General features: G+C 64.6%; 20 protein-coding genes. 5 read left to right on the top strand and 15 right to left on the bottom strand.

Annotated elements, in window-relative coordinates:
* Positions 1-106: 106 nt before the first annotated feature.
* Positions 107-307: a hypothetical protein gene (locus I3J27_RS06885; RefSeq protein WP_270166865.1), complete on the top strand. Its 201-nt coding sequence runs from the start codon at positions 107-109 to the stop codon at positions 305-307.
* A 165-nt stretch (positions 308-472) separates the two neighbouring features.
* Here I3J27_RS06885 and I3J27_RS06880 read toward each other — a convergent pair whose 3' ends face one another.
* From I3J27_RS06880 to fliI, 10 genes are all read right to left on the bottom strand, one after another.
* Positions 473-1,024 (bottom strand): FG-GAP repeat domain-containing protein, encoded by a 552-nt coding sequence (locus tag I3J27_RS06880; RefSeq protein ID WP_270166863.1) that lies wholly within the window; start codon positions 1,022-1,024, stop codon positions 473-475.
* A 25-nt stretch (positions 1,025-1,049) separates the two neighbouring features.
* The gene (locus I3J27_RS06875; protein WP_270166860.1) at positions 1,050-1,292 is read right to left on the bottom strand and encodes a hypothetical protein; all 243 of its coding nucleotides are present in this window, start codon (positions 1,290-1,292) and stop codon (positions 1,050-1,052) included.
* A gap of 54 nt (positions 1,293-1,346) precedes the next feature.
* On the bottom strand, positions 1,347-1,634 hold the full coding sequence (locus I3J27_RS06870) for a toxin-activating lysine-acyltransferase (protein WP_270166858.1): 288 nt from the start codon (positions 1,632-1,634) through the stop codon (positions 1,347-1,349).
* Positions 1,635-1,637: 3 nt separating this feature from the next.
* Positions 1,638-1,844: a hypothetical protein gene (locus I3J27_RS06865; protein WP_270166856.1), complete on the bottom strand. Its 207-nt coding sequence runs from the start codon at positions 1,842-1,844 to the stop codon at positions 1,638-1,640.
* A gap of 1,408 nt (positions 1,845-3,252) precedes the next feature.
* Positions 3,253-4,470, bottom strand: a complete 1,218-nt coding sequence (locus I3J27_RS06860; RefSeq protein ID WP_270166854.1) for an NAD(P)/FAD-dependent oxidoreductase — start codon at positions 4,468-4,470, stop codon at positions 3,253-3,255.
* A 129-nt stretch (positions 4,471-4,599) separates the two neighbouring features.
* Positions 4,600-5,559, bottom strand: coding sequence for a helix-turn-helix transcriptional regulator (locus I3J27_RS06855; RefSeq protein ID WP_270166852.1), 960 nt, complete (start codon positions 5,557-5,559; stop codon positions 4,600-4,602).
* 185 nt (positions 5,560-5,744) lie between these two features.
* Positions 5,745-6,791, bottom strand: coding sequence for an anti-sigma factor (locus I3J27_RS06850; RefSeq protein ID WP_270166850.1), 1,047 nt, complete (start codon positions 6,789-6,791; stop codon positions 5,745-5,747).
* 37 nt (positions 6,792-6,828) lie between these two features.
* Positions 6,829-7,374, bottom strand: a complete 546-nt coding sequence (locus I3J27_RS06845; protein WP_270166848.1) for a sigma-70 family RNA polymerase sigma factor — start codon at positions 7,372-7,374, stop codon at positions 6,829-6,831.
* A 181-nt stretch (positions 7,375-7,555) separates the two neighbouring features.
* Positions 7,556-7,975: a flagellar export protein FliJ gene (gene fliJ / locus I3J27_RS06840; protein WP_008138882.1), complete on the bottom strand. Its 420-nt coding sequence runs from the start codon at positions 7,973-7,975 to the stop codon at positions 7,556-7,558.
* Positions 7,976-8,108: 133 nt separating this feature from the next.
* Positions 8,109-9,434: a flagellar protein export ATPase FliI gene (fliI, locus tag I3J27_RS06835; RefSeq protein ID WP_270166844.1), complete on the bottom strand. Its 1,326-nt coding sequence runs from the start codon at positions 9,432-9,434 to the stop codon at positions 8,109-8,111.
* 416 nt (positions 9,435-9,850) lie between these two features.
* Here fliI and ctrA point away from each other — a divergent pair, with 416 nt between their 5' ends.
* From ctrA to I3J27_RS06815, 4 genes are all read left to right on the top strand, one after another.
* Entirely contained in the window at positions 9,851-10,552 is a 702-nt protein-coding gene (gene ctrA, locus I3J27_RS06830) for a response regulator transcription factor CtrA (protein ID WP_008138878.1), read from the top strand.
* Positions 10,553-10,713: 161 nt separating this feature from the next.
* A complete protein-coding gene (locus I3J27_RS06825) occupies positions 10,714-11,118 on the top strand; it encodes a DUF350 domain-containing protein (protein WP_270172600.1) in 405 nt (134 codons plus the stop codon).
* A gap of 1 nt (position 11,119) precedes the next feature.
* Positions 11,120-11,509, top strand: a complete 390-nt coding sequence (locus I3J27_RS06820; protein ID WP_270166838.1) for a hypothetical protein — start codon at positions 11,120-11,122, stop codon at positions 11,507-11,509.
* A 3-nt stretch (positions 11,510-11,512) separates the two neighbouring features.
* Positions 11,513-12,673: a glutathionylspermidine synthase family protein gene (locus tag I3J27_RS06815; RefSeq protein WP_270166836.1), complete on the top strand. Its 1,161-nt coding sequence runs from the start codon at positions 11,513-11,515 to the stop codon at positions 12,671-12,673.
* 48 nt (positions 12,674-12,721) lie between these two features.
* Here the strand turns inward: I3J27_RS06815 and I3J27_RS06810 are convergent, their stop codons facing one another.
* From I3J27_RS06810 to I3J27_RS06790, 5 genes are all read right to left on the bottom strand, one after another.
* Positions 12,722-13,594: a CheR family methyltransferase gene (locus I3J27_RS06810; protein WP_270166834.1), complete on the bottom strand. Its 873-nt coding sequence runs from the start codon at positions 13,592-13,594 to the stop codon at positions 12,722-12,724.
* On the bottom strand, positions 13,591-14,790 hold the full coding sequence (locus I3J27_RS06805; protein WP_270166832.1) for a protein-glutamate methylesterase/protein-glutamine glutaminase: 1,200 nt from the start codon (positions 14,788-14,790) through the stop codon (positions 13,591-13,593). Before I3J27_RS06805 ends, I3J27_RS06810 begins: the two co-directional genes overlap by 4 nt.
* Positions 14,791-14,866: 76 nt before the next feature.
* Positions 14,867-15,232, bottom strand: coding sequence for a response regulator (locus tag I3J27_RS06800; RefSeq protein WP_007600538.1), 366 nt, complete (start codon positions 15,230-15,232; stop codon positions 14,867-14,869).
* A 67-nt stretch (positions 15,233-15,299) separates the two neighbouring features.
* Positions 15,300-15,770, bottom strand: coding sequence for a chemotaxis protein CheW (locus tag I3J27_RS06795; RefSeq protein WP_270166787.1), 471 nt, complete (start codon positions 15,768-15,770; stop codon positions 15,300-15,302).
* Positions 15,771-15,798: 28 nt separating this feature from the next.
* A complete protein-coding gene (locus I3J27_RS06790) occupies positions 15,799-18,600 on the bottom strand; it encodes a hybrid sensor histidine kinase/response regulator (protein ID WP_270164746.1) in 2,802 nt (933 codons plus the stop codon).
* Positions 18,601-18,756 lie beyond the last annotated feature (156 nt).

Genomic DNA, 18,756 nt, shown 5'->3' with positions numbered 1-18,756 from the left:
CTCTTGGGAACGAATCCCCCCAATACTAGGTTGGTGGGCACCGGAAGCATGAACCTGCTCAAACACGCAGGCGACTACTTCGGGTAGATGGCGGCAGGAGCCTTCCATGAACCACTCGATTTACAGCGCAGATCGCTCGACCCACTTGAAAATCGTGGTCGTGGCCCTCGTCGCAGGGATCGCGGTGGCGGGCTTCGGCATCACGGCACGCACGGGTTCGGATGAAGGCCTGACCCAGACCGCCCGCGTCATCAAGGCCGGCAAGCCGGTCGTTGTCACCAGCTCGAACGCGTCGCTCGTTCGCTAAGGAGATTTTTGAGTTTCAGGAATTCACGCGGCTCTTTACCAGCCCCCCAAAGTCGCCACGTGGATATGTAGACGACCCCAACCCCAAGTCGACTACAGAAAGCGCCCGCCCCCCACGGGCGCTTTCTCATGTCTGGGCTTCGTCCTGTTTCCAAGCGCGCGAGCCTCAAACTCCTCCGCCGGTGCCCTCAAGCCAGATGCCAGCCCCCCCCGCCGCGTTGATCGGGCCGATCTGCTGGTTCAGGGCAATCTGGATGCCATCCATCTCCCACGCAGTCAGAACGTGCGTCGTGCTGTTCTCGAACAGGATGTCCGACTTGTGATCGCCATTGACGTCCTTCAGACCGGCGAAGACATCGCCCGCTGCAGCGATGCCGACTTGCGGATTGGCGGTGACCTGTGCGCCGTTCATCTGCCACACGGCAACGCCATGGGTCGTGTCGTTGAGGAAAAGCAGGTCCGACTTGCCGTCACCGTTGAAGTCACCGGTATCCGCAAAATGCCAGCCGCCGGCGGCATTGATCGAGCCGACGACGCCGCTCCCTGCGATTTGCGTGCCGTTCATCAGCCACACCGCTGCATCATGGGTGGTATCGTTGAGCATCAGCAGATCGGCCTTGCCGTCGCCATTGAAGTCACCGGTATCGGCAAAGTGCCAGCCGGCCGCTGCGTTGATGGTCCCGATCACGCCGCTTCCCGAGACCTGCGTGCCGTTCATCAGCCACTATCTTGCTCATTCTCAGCTACCACTCCAAGCCGAGTTGCGTACGGACTTCCTTACGAAATAGCAGCAGAAGGTCCGTGAGTTCGTCATAGGACGCAGCCGGGAAAAGCCGATGCATCACCATTCCGATCCACTGAGATATTTGCGGCTCAATTCGCTTGAATTGGACCTCACCATCCACATAAGCATTCCAGAAGCCCGGCTCCGCTTTGAGGGTCTCGACAAGATGATCGACGTCGTCCTTTGTCCAAACCGTTTTCATCGATAACTCAAATTGCTCCCACCGAGTGCGTCATTGACGGTCCAATCAAGAGGCTCAATGCTGCCCAATTAGCTGGCCACGCATCTCCCCCTCGCCGCCAAACGGCGCAACGACATCGACGATCTTCCTGCTCGTCCCACTCTTCCACTCCGCCGGCGTCAGCCGCACCCCTCCCGCATCGATCCGCTTCGCGACGATCTCGTCCACGAGCGCCCAGAACGCGACGCCGACCGGCTGCTCGCCCTTGTAGAAAATCCGGAACTGCCGGAGCAGGATCGCCGGCACCACCAGCCATTCGAGATCGCCGAGCGGGATCGCCTTGTGGCGCGAGCTCTGCGTCATCAGCTAGGTGATCTCGCCGAGCACTTGCGACACGGTCTTGGTCGGCGGCGCGGCTTGCGCGCCCGCGGCGGAGGCATCGGACTGGCTCGAGGCCTTCGCGCCGTTGGCGTGCGGAGCGCTGCCGGAACTGCCGCCAAGGCCGGCATTTGCCTGCCCTGCCGTGCCCGGCGCCGGCTCGTCAATCTTCATCGCGGCTCCGGTCTTCATCATCCGCTTCTCTCCACGCGCTTTCTTTCCGGTGCCCGGCATCGGCTTCTCCTCTTGCGAGATCAGCCGAATACTAGAGCACGCGTCGCCTCATGCACAGCACGGCCCGTTCGCGGCCGAGATGCGTCGATCAGTCCTGTCGTTGTGGAATGAATAGGAGCGTCAGCGGCGAAGCTCGCCCTGATAGTGCTCCCGATCTATCGAAAGCCCGCCATTCCCAACCCCTGCGCGGGAAACTAATCGACACAATCTGGAACCCGCAAGCAGAAAATTGATGACGGGATCGAAGGCACGTGGAGCGTGTGGATATGGTCGCGCTGGTGTCATCGGCGATGGTGCGGCTTGCCGCATCACACCGCCCCTCCACTTCGTCGTTGCGGGCGCCGCGACTTGTCCGCCGAAACTCGGAGAGCGAAGGCGGAAGCGAAACGATCCGGAATCTCGCCGCGGCCACAATGCCCATTCCGTCATCCTGAGGCGCGAGGCTTGCGATGCAAATGCATCGCAGGCCGAGCCTCGAAGGATGAACGGCCGGGATGCAGCCGGGCGTCGCCCTTCGAGGCTCTTCATGGGCGCACTGCGCCCACGAAGAGCACCTCAGGGCGACGGTCAAAGATTTGTGCGTGTAGTGACATTGGTATTCTGTTTTCAGCAATAGACACACCCTCGCGCTCTCGCGGCGCATCGTGCCCGAGCTTTGCTTGATCGCCTCACCCTCGAATGAAAGAGGGCGCAGGGAAGACCGGGTGCCGGCCGGGCACCCACGGTCCACTGTGCGAAAGATGGCAACAAGAATTTGCACAGCGGCATACAGGTGAAGCCAAACATCCGGCCTTCCCTGCGCAGTGGTTTGACGGCTTATGTCGTGCTCTCCCCGGGGAGCGATGCACTATTGCCCCCGTCGCCTTGCGGATGGCTGATGCGCGAACCCGGTCGGGCCGCCACACCACCGCAACACTTGACGCACAGACCCCGGGCGTCAGGACCACACGATTTTGCCGTACGCGGATCACACCGGTCGTGTGCGCGACGGCTTTGCTCACGGTTGCCCGCCCTGCGAAACCCTTTCGCGCCGATGTGACCCACGTCCACCGCCGTCCAGCCCGCGTTCGTGACGATCGCGATACGCCCCTCTTCCTTGGGCCGGAGTGCGCGCAATATCCGTCTATTCCGAATTTCTGTAAAGGCGAATATTTTCGATGATGCGCATTGACCGACAATTTGGGTGTTCTGCCCGCCGGGCAACGCAAGGGATTGTAGGTGGGGTAACGGGATGTCCGACACGACCACCGTTGTCATTCCCCGCGAAGGCGGGGAATCCAGTACGCCGCGGCTTCTTCGTACCCCACACCACTGTCTCTGGAATACTGGATCGTCCGCCTTCGCGGACGATGACACCGAATGTTTGGCTCTACCGCGCCCCGTAGGTCGGCGGCGGTGCCTGCACGGTCGGAGCGGCCGCAGCGAACAGCTCTTCCTTGCTGCCCGTCAGCGGCGGATAGATGCGCTTGCAATTGATGGTCTGCTTGGTCGCTTTCGCGGCCGCGCCGGTGGTGCGGACCTCGCGGTCCCACCCTTCCGTATAGAGCGCGCCCCAGCCCCCGAGATCGAGCACGGTGACGTACCAGTCGATCCGCAGCGGCAGCATCGGCATCCCTGCGAGATCGGCCACCACGTTGTGGCCGGCGAAGCGGCCCATGGGCCGGGCGAACTGGCAGGACATCACGGTCGGATGCAAGCCATCGACCACGCTGGACGCGACGTCGCCGGCGGCAAACACGCCGGGCACATCCGCAACCCGCATGAAGGGATCGACCAGCAGCCGCCCGAGGCGATCGCGCCCGCCTGCAAAGCTCCCGGCCAGCCGGCTCGCGCGCATCCCGGCGCACCAGATCACCGTCTGCGTCGCAACGAACTCGCCCGAGCTCAGATGCACGCCGGCAGCCTCGACGGATACGACCCGCACGCCAAGCCGCGTTTCGACGTCGAGCGAGGCCAACGCCGTCTCGATGACGGGACGCGCCTGCGCGCCGATGGTGGCGCCGACCGCTGGATTGGGGTCGACCAGGATGACGCGGCGGCTGCCGGTGATGCCTGCACGCGCCAGCCTGTCCGGCATCTCGGCCGCGACCTCGATGCCGGTGAAGCCGGCGCCGACCACCACGACCGTCGAACGCCCCGGCGAGGGTGCGCTGCGTCCGAGCGAGGTGAGATGATTTTCGAGCCGGAGCGCTGCGGCATAGGTATCGACATCGAAAGCATGCTCGGCAAGGCCGGGAATGTCGGGACGCATCACTTCGCTGCCGAGCGCCAGCACCAGACGGTCGTAGCTCAGCGTCTCGTCGCCGCGGCTCGTGACAAGCGAAATCTCGCGCCGTCCCGGATCGATGGCTTCGACCTCGCCGATGCCGTGGACGACGCCGATCGGATCGAGCAGTTGCGGCAGCGGAAGCGCGACCTCGCTGAGATCGACTTCGTAGTTGCGCACCCGGATGTTGTGATAGGGATTGCGGTCAATGAGCCGGATCTCGATGTCGCCGCTCGCGCCGATCTCGTCGCGCTTGCGCGCGGCGCCGATGGCCGCCCACAGACCTGCAAACCCGGCGCCGAGCACGACAATACGCGCCATGATCGTTGACTTCGTCCGTTGACTTCGCTGTTCCAAGAAATCCGGCGATCTGCCCGCGCGAGCAGATATAGCTCATTCACCCGGATCGACCAACTGCGGCGGCGGGGCTCCGCTGCACAAAATCGGGCCTCACGCCTCGCGCAGGTCCGACGGCGTCGCGCCAAAGCGCTTGCGGAAGGCGCGGTTGAAATAGGACAGATCGGAGAAGCCCGAGGAATGTGCGATGTCGCTGATCTTGCGGGCTCGCGCACGGGGATCGCCGAGCAGTTTTCGCGCCAGCAGCAGGCGTTGCTCGAGCACGAATTCGGTGAAGGTCGTTCCGGCCTGCTCGAACAGACGCTGGGCCTGGCGCGGGCTCAAGCCTGACCGCGTCGCAACCTCCGACAGGCAGAGATCGTTGCGACCGAGCGCAGCCATCACGTCGGCGCGCATCAGATCGAGACGGGCCGCCGCATGTCCGCGGCCGCGCGCGAGGCCCGCATGCTCGGCATCGGTGCCGAGCAGGAGGCCGACGAGATCGACCATGTGCTGCGCGGTGAGACGCTGGCCGACGGCATCGAGATGCGGCGCGTGATTGGCGGCGAGGGCGTGGTAGCGGAAGATCGTCTCGGCGACCGCCCCGTCAGCGAGCACTTGCGACAGCTTGTCCTCGGCGCGCGGATTGATGTCGAGCAGCGCGCGGCGCGGCATGCGAATGGTGGTGAAGCGGTTGTCCTCGGTATGGCCGACGCTACCGGTGACGCTCATGTCGACGAGCACCATCTGCGCGGGCGCGAGCTCCACCGTGTGGCCGTTCTGCCTGACGCAGACGAGGCCCGCGTGTCCCGCAATCAGGACGAGATCATCGCTGCCGTCGGCAAGCCCGCTTTGCGTGCGCGAATATTGCGCGGAGGCGCCTTCGGGAATGGCGAGCGCGATATTGTCGACCACGCTGATCTGGAGCCGGCAATCGATGCTGTCGCCATGGCTCGGCCCGATGTCGAGGCCACAGGCACCTAGGGCCCGCTCGCGCCAATGCTCGAAAGCCGGACCATGCGGCAGGCCCGCATATTGGTGAACGAAGATGCCCGGCGTTTTCGCTGCATCCATCTGATTTCTAGCCCCTCTCCGGCTCCGCGATCGGCGGCGCCGACTGCAAATTCCGGGCATTTGACGCCGCGAAATGGATGGAGGTTCAAATCAGGGGCGGATTCGGCGGGACTTGTCGGGATGCGACGGCGGGATGGACCGGGGCGACAGGAACGCGGTCTCGTAGCCCGCATGGGCTACGGCACCTATTTCTTCGCGGGCGCCTGCGGCTGAGACGGTGGCACGGTCTCGATCAGCTTGCCGGAGAACACCGGCGCCGAGGTCGGCTGGCCGTTCGGCGAGCCGCCGGCCTGCTCGACCGTGACGGCGTAGGTCGCGCCATTGACGACGTCGGCATCGTAGGAGCCGAGCAATGGACGCGCGGTGAAATCGCCCGCGCCGATCACGCCGAGCGAGCGCGGACGCTGCAGCTTGTCGGAGATCAGCCAGAGCTCGAAGCTCTTGCCGGGCTCCGGCGTCGCGCCGACCTTGCGCACGGTGAAATTCCTGGTCGTGCCGTCGACCGTGAGAATGAAGGCGGGGCCGCCGCCCTGGCCCTGCAACAGCGCGACATATTGCGACGACGCCGTGAGCGGCGTCTTGACCTCGACCGTCTGGATGCGCGGCGCCGGACGCAATGCGCCCGGCAGCGCGTCGGGCTGGAGGATCTGGAGCGACAGCGTCACCAGCAGCGCGGCCGCGAGCGCGCCCACGGCGGATGCGATGTTGCGCCACCGCTTCACGCGGCTCTCGAGCCGGATCACGTTGCCGTTGTCGGCGACCGGCGGCGGTGGCGTGCGCACGACCTCGGGATCGGGCGCATGGACCTGCGGCATGAAGATCGGCGCAATGTCCGGAATTGCATCGGACGCCGGCTGCACTGTGCCGGACTGCTCTGCTTCGGGAGGCTGTGGCGCCGGCTGCTTCGTATCTTCCGACGGCAATTCCGGCGGCACAGTGACCTCGGGCGCAGGCGGAGGCGGTGGCGGCGCAACGTCGGACATCGCAGGCGCTTCCTGCGCAAAATCCATCCGCGCAAGCTCGGACCGGATGTTCTCCCACACGATCGGACGCGGCTCGATCGAGCCGACCATCTGGTTGAGGACGCCGAGCCGGTAGGCCCAGGCCTGCACGACATCGGCGAACGCCTTGTCCACCGCCATCATGGTCTCGACCTGCGCGCGCTCGTCGGCGTCGAGCGTACCGAGCGCGTATTCCGCGGCGAGCGCGATATGGTCCTCCGTGTAGGCCATCACATGCAGTCCAAAACCACCTTCACAGGACGAGTCCTCACAGGCCGAGGCACTCGCGGATATCCAACATGCTGCGCCGGAGCCACGTCTTCACCGTGTTGACGGGCGCTGAGAATTTCTCCGCCAATTGCTCGCGGCTCCAGCCGTTGTAATAGGCGAGAAGCACGAGCCTCTGACGATCCGGCTCGAGCCGGCCGATACATTCGAGCAGCCGCTTCAATTCCTCGGTCATCTCCCGCCGCGCCAGCGGATCGGGGCTGTCGGCTGCGACATCCATCGCCTGCGGCTCTTCCTCGATGGAGACTTCCGTCTTCTTGCGCACGATGTCGATGGCGCGGTTGCGCGCGATCGACGCCATCCACGTGATCGGCGACGACAGGGCCGGATTGAACTGGCCGGCGCTGTTCCAGATCTTGACGTAGGTCTCCTGAATGACCTCCTCTGCGAGATCCTGTCGGCGCAAGATACGGAGCACGACGCCATAGAGTTTCGCGCGCGTGGCGGCATAGAGGCGCTCGAACGCGGCCTGATCGCCCTTGGCGACCGCCCCAATCAGCCCGACCAGCTCTGCTGGCGTCAGCATTCAGCCCCCCACACGCGGGCCCATCGCGTTCCGCGCAGGCCCTGGCACTCCGTTACCATAGCGCGCGGCAAAGCCCATCACCAAGGGGCGGGGCGCCACACTGTGGATAGCAAATGCGAAAACCCGGACCTTGCGGGTCCGGGTTTTGAAATTCTCGGCGGCGAGGCGGCCGGCCGCGTCTTCAGGCGACGGCGCCGATCCGGGCGCGCATCAGGCCGATGCTGTCGAGGTCGGCCTGCTCGCGGGCGTTTTCCTCGGCGCGTTCGCGGGCCTGGTCGCGCTCATCAAGCAGCTCGACCTTCTTCAGCTCCTCGAAGGCCTCGGCCAAAGCGGCCTTGGCTTCGTCGAGCTGGCCCTTCAGCTCGTCGGCCGAGCGGGTCAGGTTCTCGCGGCGCTGGATCGCGGCCTTGGCATAGGTCGGATAAGCGAAATGCGAGGGATCGTTGATCCCGGCGCGCTCCTGCTCGGTCGTGATCTCGCGTTCAAGATCGGTCGACATCCGCTGGAAGTCGGCGATCATGGTCTCGATCTGGGTGACCCGGCGGCGCTTCTCGTCGACCTGAAACTTCTTCAGGCGGATGAGGGTATCACGTGACTTCATCGACTCGTACTCCCCAGAAGTCCCTTGGCTGCAAGACAGACACACATTGGGACGTCACCGGTCTCCCCACAGGCCCAACAGGGGCCAAGACCGGCTCTGCTACTCTGTGGGATGGGATGATGACGGGACAAAGTTAGCGTTCCGTTTCCAAATTACCGAGGATATGAGCCAATTGGCGGTAGCCGTCCGCCAGCGATGCATTTTCGTCCTTGCGCTGGCGCAGGAACGCTTCCAGCGGCTCGTGCAGCCGGATCGCCTCGTCGACCTCGGGGCTGGAGCCGGCCCGGTAGGCCCCTAACCGGATCAATTCCTCCATGTCGGCATAGGTTGCCATCACCGCCCGCGCCTTCTGGATGGTCGGCCAGAATTGCGGGTCGGCCGATTTCGGCATGGTGCGGGAGACCGATTTGAGGATGTTGATGGCGGGATAGCGGCCGCGTTCGGCGATCGAGCGCTGCATCACGATATGGCCGTCGAGGATGCCGCGGACGGCGTCGGCGATCGGCTCGTTATGATCATCGCCGTCGACCAGCACCGTGAAGATCGCGGTGATGGCGCCCTCCCCGAGGCCCGGCCCGGCACGCTCCAGCAGCTTTGGCAGCTCAGTGAACACGGTCGGCGTATAGCCCTTGGCGGTCGGCGGCTCGCCGGCGGACAGGCCGATCTCGCGCTGGGCCATGGCAAAGCGCGTCACCGAGTCCATCAGGCAGAGCACGTCCTTCTCTTCGTCGCGAAAATATTCGGCGACCGCGAGCGTCAGATACGCCGCCTGGCGGCGCATCAGCGCCGGCTCGTCCGAGGTCGCGACCACCACGACGGAGCGCGCCAGACCCTCCTCGCCGAGGTCGTCCTGCAAAAACTCCTGCACCTCGCGGCCGCGTTCGCCGATCAGCCCGATGACGCTGACCGCGGCATCGACGTTGCGCGCGAGCATCGAGAGCAGCACCGATTTGCCGACGCCGGACCCTGCGAAAATGCCCATGCGCTGGCCGCGGCAGCAGGTGAGGAACGTGTTCATCGCGCGCACGCCGAGATCGAGCGGCGCGCCGACCCGCTTGCGCGAATGCGCCGGCGGCGGCGAATTGCGGTACGGCATCGGCGCCGGGCCTTGCGGCAACGGCCCCTTGCCGTCGATCGGCTCGCCCAGCGCGTTGATGACGCGGCCGAGCCAGGCCACCGACGGCCGCACCTGATTGGCGGCATTGGCGATGACCGCCTTGCAGCCACGCCGCACGCCGTCGAGGCCGGCGAACGGCATCACGACAGCATTGTTGCCGGAGAAGCCGATCACCTCGCAGGGAATGGAACGGTTGGCGCCGGTCTCGATCACGAGACGCGCACCGACCGACATCGCGTGAATGGGTCCAGCCACTTCGACCATCAAGCCACGAACGCCGACCACGCGGCCATAGATGTTGACGCCGTCGATATCGCCGATCTGTTCGGCAAGAGCCTTCATGAGAGGGCCTTCATTAAGGTACTCGCCTTGGATATCCGGGCCTTCACGGTGAAACTCTTAAGTTTCGCCATATTTCTGAACGGCGCTTAACTTCGTGTTTACCCGCATCGTTAATCATTGCGTCACTGTCTTTGTGACTGAGCGTGGCTCCCCTTCAGAAGAAGGCTGAGTCGCGGGAGTCGGTTAGGCCCGTCTCTTAAAGTGGAACTTGAACGGAGTCGGATAACGAAAGCTGCTTCGCGCGCAAGACCTTAGGGCGATTCGAGAAAAATTGCACCCAGGGGACTTGCGTTCCAGAATCAGGATTTGTTAACCATCTGTTGTCAGGATCCGAATCAGTTGTTCAAAGGCGTTTTGTTGAGTGCCGCGAATGCGGCCGACCTGACGCCCAGGAGCGGCGACTATGGGGAACTGGCATGCGCGTTTTGCTGATTGAAGATGACAGCGCCGTCGCGCAGTCGATCGAGCTGATGTTGAAGTCTGAGAGCTTCAACGTCTACACGACCGATTTGGGGGAAGAAGGCGTCGATCTCGGTAAATTATACGACTACGACATCATTCTCCTCGACCTCAACCTGCCCGACATGTCCGGCTACGACGTGCTCAAGCAGCTCCGGGTCTCCAAGATCAAGACACCGATTCTGATCCTCTCCGGCCTCGCCGGCATCGAGGACAAGGTCAAGGGTCTCGGCGTCGGTGCCGACGACTACATGACCAAGCCCTTCCACAAGGACGAGCTGGTTGCCCGCATCCACGCGATCGTGCGCCGCTCCAAGGGTCACGCCCAGTCGGTCATCCAGACCGGCGACCTCGTCGTCAACCTCGACACCAAGACGGTGGAAGTCGGCGGCCAGCGCGTGCATCTGACCGGCAAGGAATACCAGATGCTGGAGCTGCTCTCGCTCCGCAAGGGTACGACCCTCACCAAGGAAATGTTCCTCAACCATCTCTATGGCGGCATGGACGAGCCCGAGCTGAAGATCATCGACGTCTTCATCTGCAAGCTCCGCAAGAAGCTGGCCAACGCCTCCGAGGGCCGCAACTTCATCGAGACCGTGTGGGGCCGCGGCTACGTGCTGCGCGAGCCGCACGAGCACGAAGAGCGCATTCCCGCCTGATCAGTTTACGTCGCGAGCCCCGTCGGGCTCGCTCCTCCCAGCCTGGACCCCGCCGCAAATGGCGGGGTTTTGTTTTTTGGGGGATCGCTTCATCCGAAGCTTAATGTTTGAACCGCTATCCTCCCCTCGCCGACGAATGGTCGCTGCATGATGGGGGAACGATGATCCTGCAATCACTAGCCGGCCTGCCCGCCTTCCTGGTCTATTTCTGCACCGGTCTGATCGCGATCGTGGCGTATCTGTTCGTCTACACCCGCATCACCGCGCATAACGAGTTCCAGCTCATCCGCGACAACGAGCCGGCCGCGGCCATCGCGCTCGGCCTCAGCCTGCTCGGCTTCGTGGCGCCGCTGGTCAGCGCCATCGCGCATTCGGCCAATGTGCTGGACTGCCTGATCTGGGCGATCATCGCGCTGATCGTGCAGATCATCGTGTTCTTTCTGGTGAGGGTGCCGGTGCCCAACCTGTCGGGACGGATTGCCGCAGGCGAGCTTGCCCCGGCGATCTGGCTCGGGCTGTCCTCGCTCGCCGCAGGCCTGCTCAACGCCGCCTGCATGATCTACTGACATGGCGGACAAACCCTCCAGCAAGCAGTTCGGCAAGCGCCGGCCGCCAGCCGCGCCGCCGCCTGCGCGGCCGCTGGCGAAGCGCTCCGGCCATGTCGCGCTGCTGGTGATGGGCACGCTCGCGGTCGGCACCACCGCCTACACGATGATGCCGCGGCAGAATTGCGAGCCGCCTCCGCCCGGAACGGATCCGCCGGTGCAGGCGAGCACCACGTGCAGCAGCAGAAGCAGCTCCTCGAGCGGCAGCTCGCGCTGGTCGTCGCGATCGAGCTTCTTCAGCAGCGATTCCTCGAGCCATTCTTCCTCGGGAACGTCGTCCGATTCCGGCCACAGCAGCGTGAGCCGCGGCGGCTTCGGCTCGTTCGGCCACGGCTTCTCGGGCGGCGGCTGATCCATGCAGCGCATCACCTGTCTCGAACGCAACGACTGGCGAGAAACCGCAGCACAATGCGGCTTCGCCTTCCACACCATCGACGGCGAGCGCTATTGGGACGAGCGCGCCTATTACGCTTTCACGCTCGACGAGATCGAGCGCGGCATCGAGAGCCCGACCGGCGAGATCGACGCGATGTGCCTGGAGCTTGCCGACCGCGTGATCGGCGACGAGCGGCATCTGCGGCGCCTGAGAATTCCAGAAGCGTTCTGGAGCTTCATCGCCGAGAGCTGGGAGCGCGACGACCGCAGCCTCTATGGCCGCCTCGACCTGAAGTTCGACGGCAAAGGATCGGCAAAGCTGCTCGAATACAACGCGGATACGCCGACCTCGATCTTCGAGGCCGCGGTGTTTCAATGGACCTGGCTCGAACAGGCGATCGAACGCCGCGTCATTCCGGCGCGCGCCGATCAGTTCAACTCCATCCATGAGCGATTGATCGCGGCGTGGAAGGAAATCGCAGCCGGCCGCCACGTCCACCTCACCGGTGCCACCGGCAACGAGGAGGATGCCGGCACGCTCGCTTATCTCGAGGACACCGCGCGCCAGGCCGGGCTCTCGACCAGGCTGCTCGACATCGAAGAGGTCGGCTGGCGCGACGAGCCCGGCGGCTTCGTCGATCTCGACGACCACGACATCGCGCTGGCCTTCAAGCTCTATCCCTGGGAGTGGATGTTCCACGACGCCTTCGGCGCCAAGCTCAAGGACGCAGGCACACGTTGGGTCGAGCCGCCGTGGAAGGCGGTGCTCTCCAACAAGGGCATCCTGCCACTGCTGTGGGAGATGTTTCCGAACCATCCCAATCTGCTGCCGGCTTTCTTCGAGGATGACGCGCGAGCAGCGGAGCTCGGAACGTCCTATGTGCGCAAGCCGCTGCTGTCACGCGAAGGCGCCAATGTCACGCTGGTGTCTGGCGGCGTATCGCTGGACGCGCAGGCAGGCCCCTACGGCGCCGAAGGCTTTATCCGGCAGGCGATGTCGCCGCTGCCGAATTTTTCGGGCTTCTATCCGGTGATTGGAAGTTGGCTGGTGAACCACGAGCCCTGCGGCCTGTCGATCCGCGAAGACGAAGGCCCGATCACGGGCAACCGCTCGCGCTTCTTGCCGCATGCGATTTTGTGAGAAGTGGCTTCTTCCTTCTCCTCTTGTGGGAGAAAGTGAAGAAGCATCTCACCTCGCCGCGGCGATCTTCAGCGACGGCGGCATCAGCCCGCCCATCGGACGGCCGGAGCGCGCGGGGTTGAGCTGATAGAGACCGCGGCGCTCGGTGATGGGGCGGAACACGTCGGTGATGCCGACGACGGACTCGGCAGCACCGAGCAGCAACGTGCCATCGGCTTCCATGCCCTTCGCCATCCGCTCGAAGATCACCGCCTTGGTGTCCTGGTCGAAATAGATCAGCACGTTGCGGCAGAAAATCACGTCGAACGTGCCGAGATGGGAGAAATCCTGCAACAGATTGAGCTGGCGGAACTGCACCATCGCGCGAATGTCGGCATTGAGCTGCCAGACTTCGCCGGATTGCGTGAAGTATTTCATCAGGTGCTGGATGGGCAGGCCGCGCTGCACCTCGAACTGGCTGTAGATTCCGGCCTTGGATTTCTCCAGCACCTCCTGCGACAGATCGGTGGCGACGATCTCGATGCGCCAGCCGGCGAAGGCCGCGCCCATCTCCTTCACGCACATCGCGATCGAATAGGGCTCCTGTCCCGTCGAGGATGCCGCCGACCAGATGCGCAAGCTCTTGCGCGCCGCGCGCGCCCGGAGCAGACCCGGCAGGATGGTTTCGCGCAGATGATCGAACGGAATCTTGTCGCGGTAGAAGAAGGTCTCGTTGGTGGTCATCGCCTCGACCACGTCGGTTGCAAGGCGGCCGTCACCGTTCCTGATCTTCAGCACGAGATCGGGAATGCCGGGAAGGCTTGCCTTGCGCGCGAGCGGCAGCAGCCGGCTCTCGACCAGATACTGCTTGTCGGGCGAGAGATCGAGGCCGGAGCGCTCTTTCAGAAACTTGCGCAGATAGTCGTAGTCCGTCGGCGTCACGAGCGGTCTCCCGCGAACAGGCGGTTGACCTTGGCGCCGATCTGGTTGAGCGGCAGGATCGCCGCACAGATGCCGGCATTGGCCGCCGCGCCCGGCATGCCCCACACCACGCTGGAGGCTTCGTCCTGCGCGATCACACTGCCGCCGGCGGCGACGATGTCCTTGCCGCCGCGCATGCCGTCCGAGCCCATGCCCGTCAGGATCACCGAGAGGATGCTGCCGTGCCAGATGTCGATGGCCGAGGTAAACAGCGGATCGACCGCGGGCTTGCAGAAATTGACGGCGGGGCCGTCGTCGAGCGCGATCGCAACGTCAGCGCCGCTGCGCACGACGCGCATGTGCTTGCCGCCGGGTGCGAGGTAGATGCGTCCCGGCTTCACCGGCTCGCCGTCGACCGCCTCGGCTGCCGGCTTGCGGCTCGAGCGTGCCAGATGCTCGGCGAGAATGGTGGTGAAGGTCGGCGGCATGTGCTGGGTGATCAGCACCGGGAAGCGGTCGATCACCGGGCCGAGTTCGGTGACGAGCGCCATCAGCGCCTGCGGGCCGCCGGTCGAGGAGCCGATCAGCAGCACCTTCGGCGCCTGGGTCGAGAACGGGCGCGTGGACAGCGCTCCTGATGACGGAGCATGCGGAGCCGTCGTCGGTGCGGGCGCCGCCGGCCGTGCGACAGCCGGTGTACGTACTGCCGGTGCGGGGCTCGCAGGCGACAGCGGCGGGCTCGCGACCGCGGGCTTGCGGCGCAGCCGGGCACCGAGGTGGCGGATCTTCTGGATCAGGTCGTGATGAAAGATGTCGGCGGCCGATGCCTCGCGCGTCGATTCCGGCTTCGGAATGTAGTCGGCCGCGCCGAGCGACAGCGCCTTGAAGCTGATCTCCGCATTGCGGCGGGTCAGCGTCGAGGCCATGATGATGACGAGGTCGCGCTTCTTCGCCAGCAGCTGCGGCAGCGCCGAGATGCCGTCGAGCTCGGGCATTTCGATGTCGAGCACGGCCACGTCGGGATTGATGCGTTCGAGCTGGTTGACCGCCTCGAGCCCGGTGCGCAGCGAGGCTGCGACCTCCATGTCGTGCTCGGCGCCGACCCAGCGCGAGATCAGACCGCGAATGACGACGGAGTCGTCGACGATCATCACGCGCAGAGGTCCCGCTTCGCGCGACGGGCTCGTGGTCGAATTACCTGCGAACGCAACACTCATTACTCACCAACTCAGACTGAAACGGAACAGTGGAAAAACAAGCGCCGAAGGAGCCGTTCAGCCTCCGGGCGGTCGCTCAGATAAGGCCGACTTCCTGGAACTTCGCGGTCACGATGTCCTTGTCGAAGGGCTTCATGATGTATTCGTTGGCGCCGGCATGCAGCGCACGGGCGATATGCGCAACGTCGTTCTCAGTGGTGCAGAACACCACCTTGGGCTGGTCGCCGCCGGGCATGCGCCTGAGATGGCCGAGGAATTCGTAGCCGTCCATGACCGGCATGTTCCAGTCGAGCAGCACCGCATCGGGCAAGCCGCGCTTGCAGGCTTCCAGCGCCTTCTCACCGTCCTCGGCTTCGAGGATCTGGAAGTCGAGGCCCTCCAGGATCCGGCGCGCAACCTTGCGGATCACGCTGGAATCATCAACGACGAGACAAGTTCTCATGTGAACCTCTGCTTCCTCCCCTTTGCGGGGCACTTCCAATTGCAAGTCCGCCGGCGATGCCGCCGGATCAGGCCGCCATCATCTCGGGCGCGAGCTCGAGGACGCGGTCGACGTCGAGAACGACCATGAGCTGTCCGTCGAGGCGGTGGACACCGCCGGCGAGCTTGGCCATGCGGGGATCGAGGTTGACGGGGTTTTCTTCCTTGCCGTCTTCGGCCAGCCGCAGCACCTCGCCGATCTGGTCGATCAGGAGGCCGTAGGATTCACCGCGCAAATCGACGCCGACCGCCATCGGTGTCTGGCCGTCCTCGGGCTTGGGCAGGCCGAGGCGGGCGCGCATGTCGACCACGGTGACGATGCGGCCGCGCAGGTTCAGGACGCCCGCGATCTCGCGCGAGGACAGGGGAACGCGGGTGACGCGCTCGGGCATGAACACGTCCTGGACGCGGGAGATCGGCAGGCCGAACAGCTGGCCGCCGATCATCGCCGTGACGTATTCGACCATGGCGCCTTCGCCGATCTGGGTCTTCTTGGTCATGTGCGTACTCCTGATCCCTGTCCTGCTCTTACGCCGCTGCCCGGTTCAGCTCGGAGGCGCCGGCGGCACCCGCGGTCTGTTCCTTCAGCGCCGCGATCAGACCGGGACGGTCGAACTTGGCGACATAGTCGTGGAAGCCGGCCTGGCGGCCGCGCTCGATCGCCGCCGGCGACACCAGCGCCGAGAGGCCGATGATCGGCATCGAGCCGAGATTGTTGTCGGAACGGATGGTCTCGGCGAACTCGAACCCGTTCATGTCGGGCATCTCGATGTCGGTCAGGACCACGTCGAAGGTCTGGGCACGGAGCGCCGCGAGGCCCTCCTGCGCGGTCGGCGCGGTGCGGACGCGGTAGCCGGCGGCTTTCAGCACGGGCGCCAGCATGTTGCGGAAGAACGCGCTGTCGTCGACCAGCAGCACCGACTGCGAATGCATCGACGGCTTCATCTCCTTGCGGGTGAACCAGTCCGAGAACGCCATCGGCAGGAAGTGGCCGACGTCGATCACCTCGGTGGCCTGGCCCTTGATCACGGCCGAGCCGAGAATGCCGCTGGAGGAGCCGCCGACCTCGATGTTGAGCCGTTCCTCGACGATGTCGATGATCTCGTCGACGACGAGGCCCATGGAGCGGCCGTCATCGGCGAACACCAGGATCGGCTGGGCGCCCTGGCTCGCAATGGTGACGCTCTCCATGGCGACCAGCGGCATCAGCTGCTCGCGGTACTGCACCATGTAGCGGCCGTTGGAGAACTCGATCTTGTCGGCCGGCAGCTCTTCGAGACGGGTGACGAGCCCGAGCGGGACCGCCTTGGGCTGCGACGAGCCGGCGCGGAACACCAAGAGCGAGGTGGTCTGCTCGCCCGAGCCGATGTGGTGCGCGCCGTTCTCGTCGCCCATGTCATGGGCCGAGGAGCCGGCGGCGCCGAGCGCCTTGGCAATGCCGTTGGGGTCGATGATCATGATGACCGCGCCATCGCCCAGAATGGTGTTGCCGGAGAACATGTCGATGTGACGGAGTTTCGTCGACATCGGCTTGACCACGATTTCTTCGGTGTGGAACACGCCGTCGACCACGATGCCGAAGGTCTGGCTGCCGACTTGCGTGACCACGATGAAGCCGTTCTCGGGATCGGAGGCCGCGCCGTCGTCGATCTTCAAGAGCTTCTTCAGATGGATCAGCGGCAGCAGCTTGTTGCGCAGGCGCAGCACCGCGGTGTCCTTGATGCGCTCGATGCGGTGCTCCGAGTTGGCGCGGGCACGGACCAGCTCGACCACCGAGAGCTGCGGGATCGCAAAGCGATCGCCGGCGGCTTCGACGATCAGCGCCGAGACGATCGCCAGGGTCAGCGGGATCTTGATGGTGACGCTCGAGCCTTCACCGGCGACCGACTTGATGTCGATGGTGCCGCCGATCTGGTCGATATTGGTGCGCACCACGTCCATGCCGACACCGCGGCCGGAGACCGAGGTGATGGCGGCCGCGGTCGAGAAGCCCGGCGCGAAGATGAACTTGTGGATCTGGGCTTCCGACATCTTCTCCAGCTCGGCCTCGGTGACGAGACCGCTAGAGATCGCCTTGGCCTTGATCTTCTCGGTGTTGAGGCCTCTTCCGTTGTCGGCGATGCAGATGATGATGTGGCCGCCCTCGTGATAGGCGGACAGGCGAATGGTGCCCTGCTCGCCCTTGCCGGACGCGAGCCGCTCGGCGGGGGTCTCGAGGCCATGATCGGCGGAGTTGCGCACCATGTGGGTGAGCGGGTCCTTGATCAGATCGAGCACCTGGCGATCGAGCTCGGTGTCGGCGCCGTGCATCTCCAGCTCGATCTGCTTGCCGAGTTCGCTCGACAGGTCGCGGACGATGCGGGGCAGCTTCTGCCAGGCATTGCCGATCGGCTGCATGCGCGTCTTCATGACGCCTTCCTGCAGCTCGGCGGTGACGTTGGACAGCCGCTGCAGCGGCACCTTGAACTCGGTGTCCTCGTTGCGGCGGGAGATCTCCAAAAGCTGGTTGCGGGTCAGCACCAGCTCGGAGACCATGGTCATCAGATGCTCCAGCGTATCCACGTTGACGCGGATCGACTGGTTGGCGATGCTGGCGCCCTCGCCAGCGCCCTCGTCGGCGGCCGACTTCCTCGGTGCGGGCTTTTCCTTGGGCGCCTTGGCTTCCTTCGCCGTTTCCTTGGCCACGGGCGCAGGAGCTTCAGCAGCCGGCGCGGGCTCGGCCTTGGCAACAGGTGCCGGCGCTTCGATCGCGGTCTCGCGGAAGGCGCGCTCGAGTTCGTCGAGCGAGACTTCGCCCGGACGCAACGGGCGCTCCAGGGTCTGGTCGATCAGCGTGCCGGCGGTCATTTCTTTTGCCGGTGCAGGCGCCGCAGCAACAGGCGCTTCCGGCACCAGCGGCGGGGCTTCGGCAACGGGAGCGGTCGCGGCAGCAGCGCCGGCAGCCATCGCGGCCATGCCCTGCTCGACCATCGCTTCCAGCTTGTCGATGAGATCGCGGTCGGTACCCTCGGGCTCGGCTTCGGTGGCTTCGAGACCCGCCAGGATCTCCTTGATGCGGTCGATCGAGGACAGGATCACCGTCACCGCCTGCCCGGTCACCGGCATGCCGTCACGGAATTTGCCCATCAGGGTCTCGCCGGCATGCGCCAGCGCTTCGAGCCGCGGCAACCCGAGGAAGCCGCACGTACCCTTGATGGTGTGGACCAGGCGGAAGATGTTATCCAGGATCTTGGCGTTGTTCGGCTCCTGCTCGAACTTCACCAGCTGATTGTCGACGGTGTCCAGGCTCTCGCTGGTCTCCGTCAAAAACTCCCGCAACAGATCATCCATGAAAACAGGCCTTCATACAGGGAGGGCGCACACGAATTGTGAGCGCCATTTCGGAATGGGGCCAGCTTCACCGCAAAGCGTTTAATATTGGTTGAGTATGTGCAAAAGAACGGAACCAACAAAGAGATAAGGCGCTCCGGACAAGCCGAAGCGCCT

The organism is Bradyrhizobium xenonodulans (genome assembly GCF_027594865.1).
Taxonomy (GTDB): domain Bacteria; phylum Pseudomonadota; class Alphaproteobacteria; order Rhizobiales; family Xanthobacteraceae; genus Bradyrhizobium; species Bradyrhizobium xenonodulans.
Note: the sequence above shows the minus strand (reverse complement) of the source record. Positions and strands in the feature narration are given on the sequence as shown.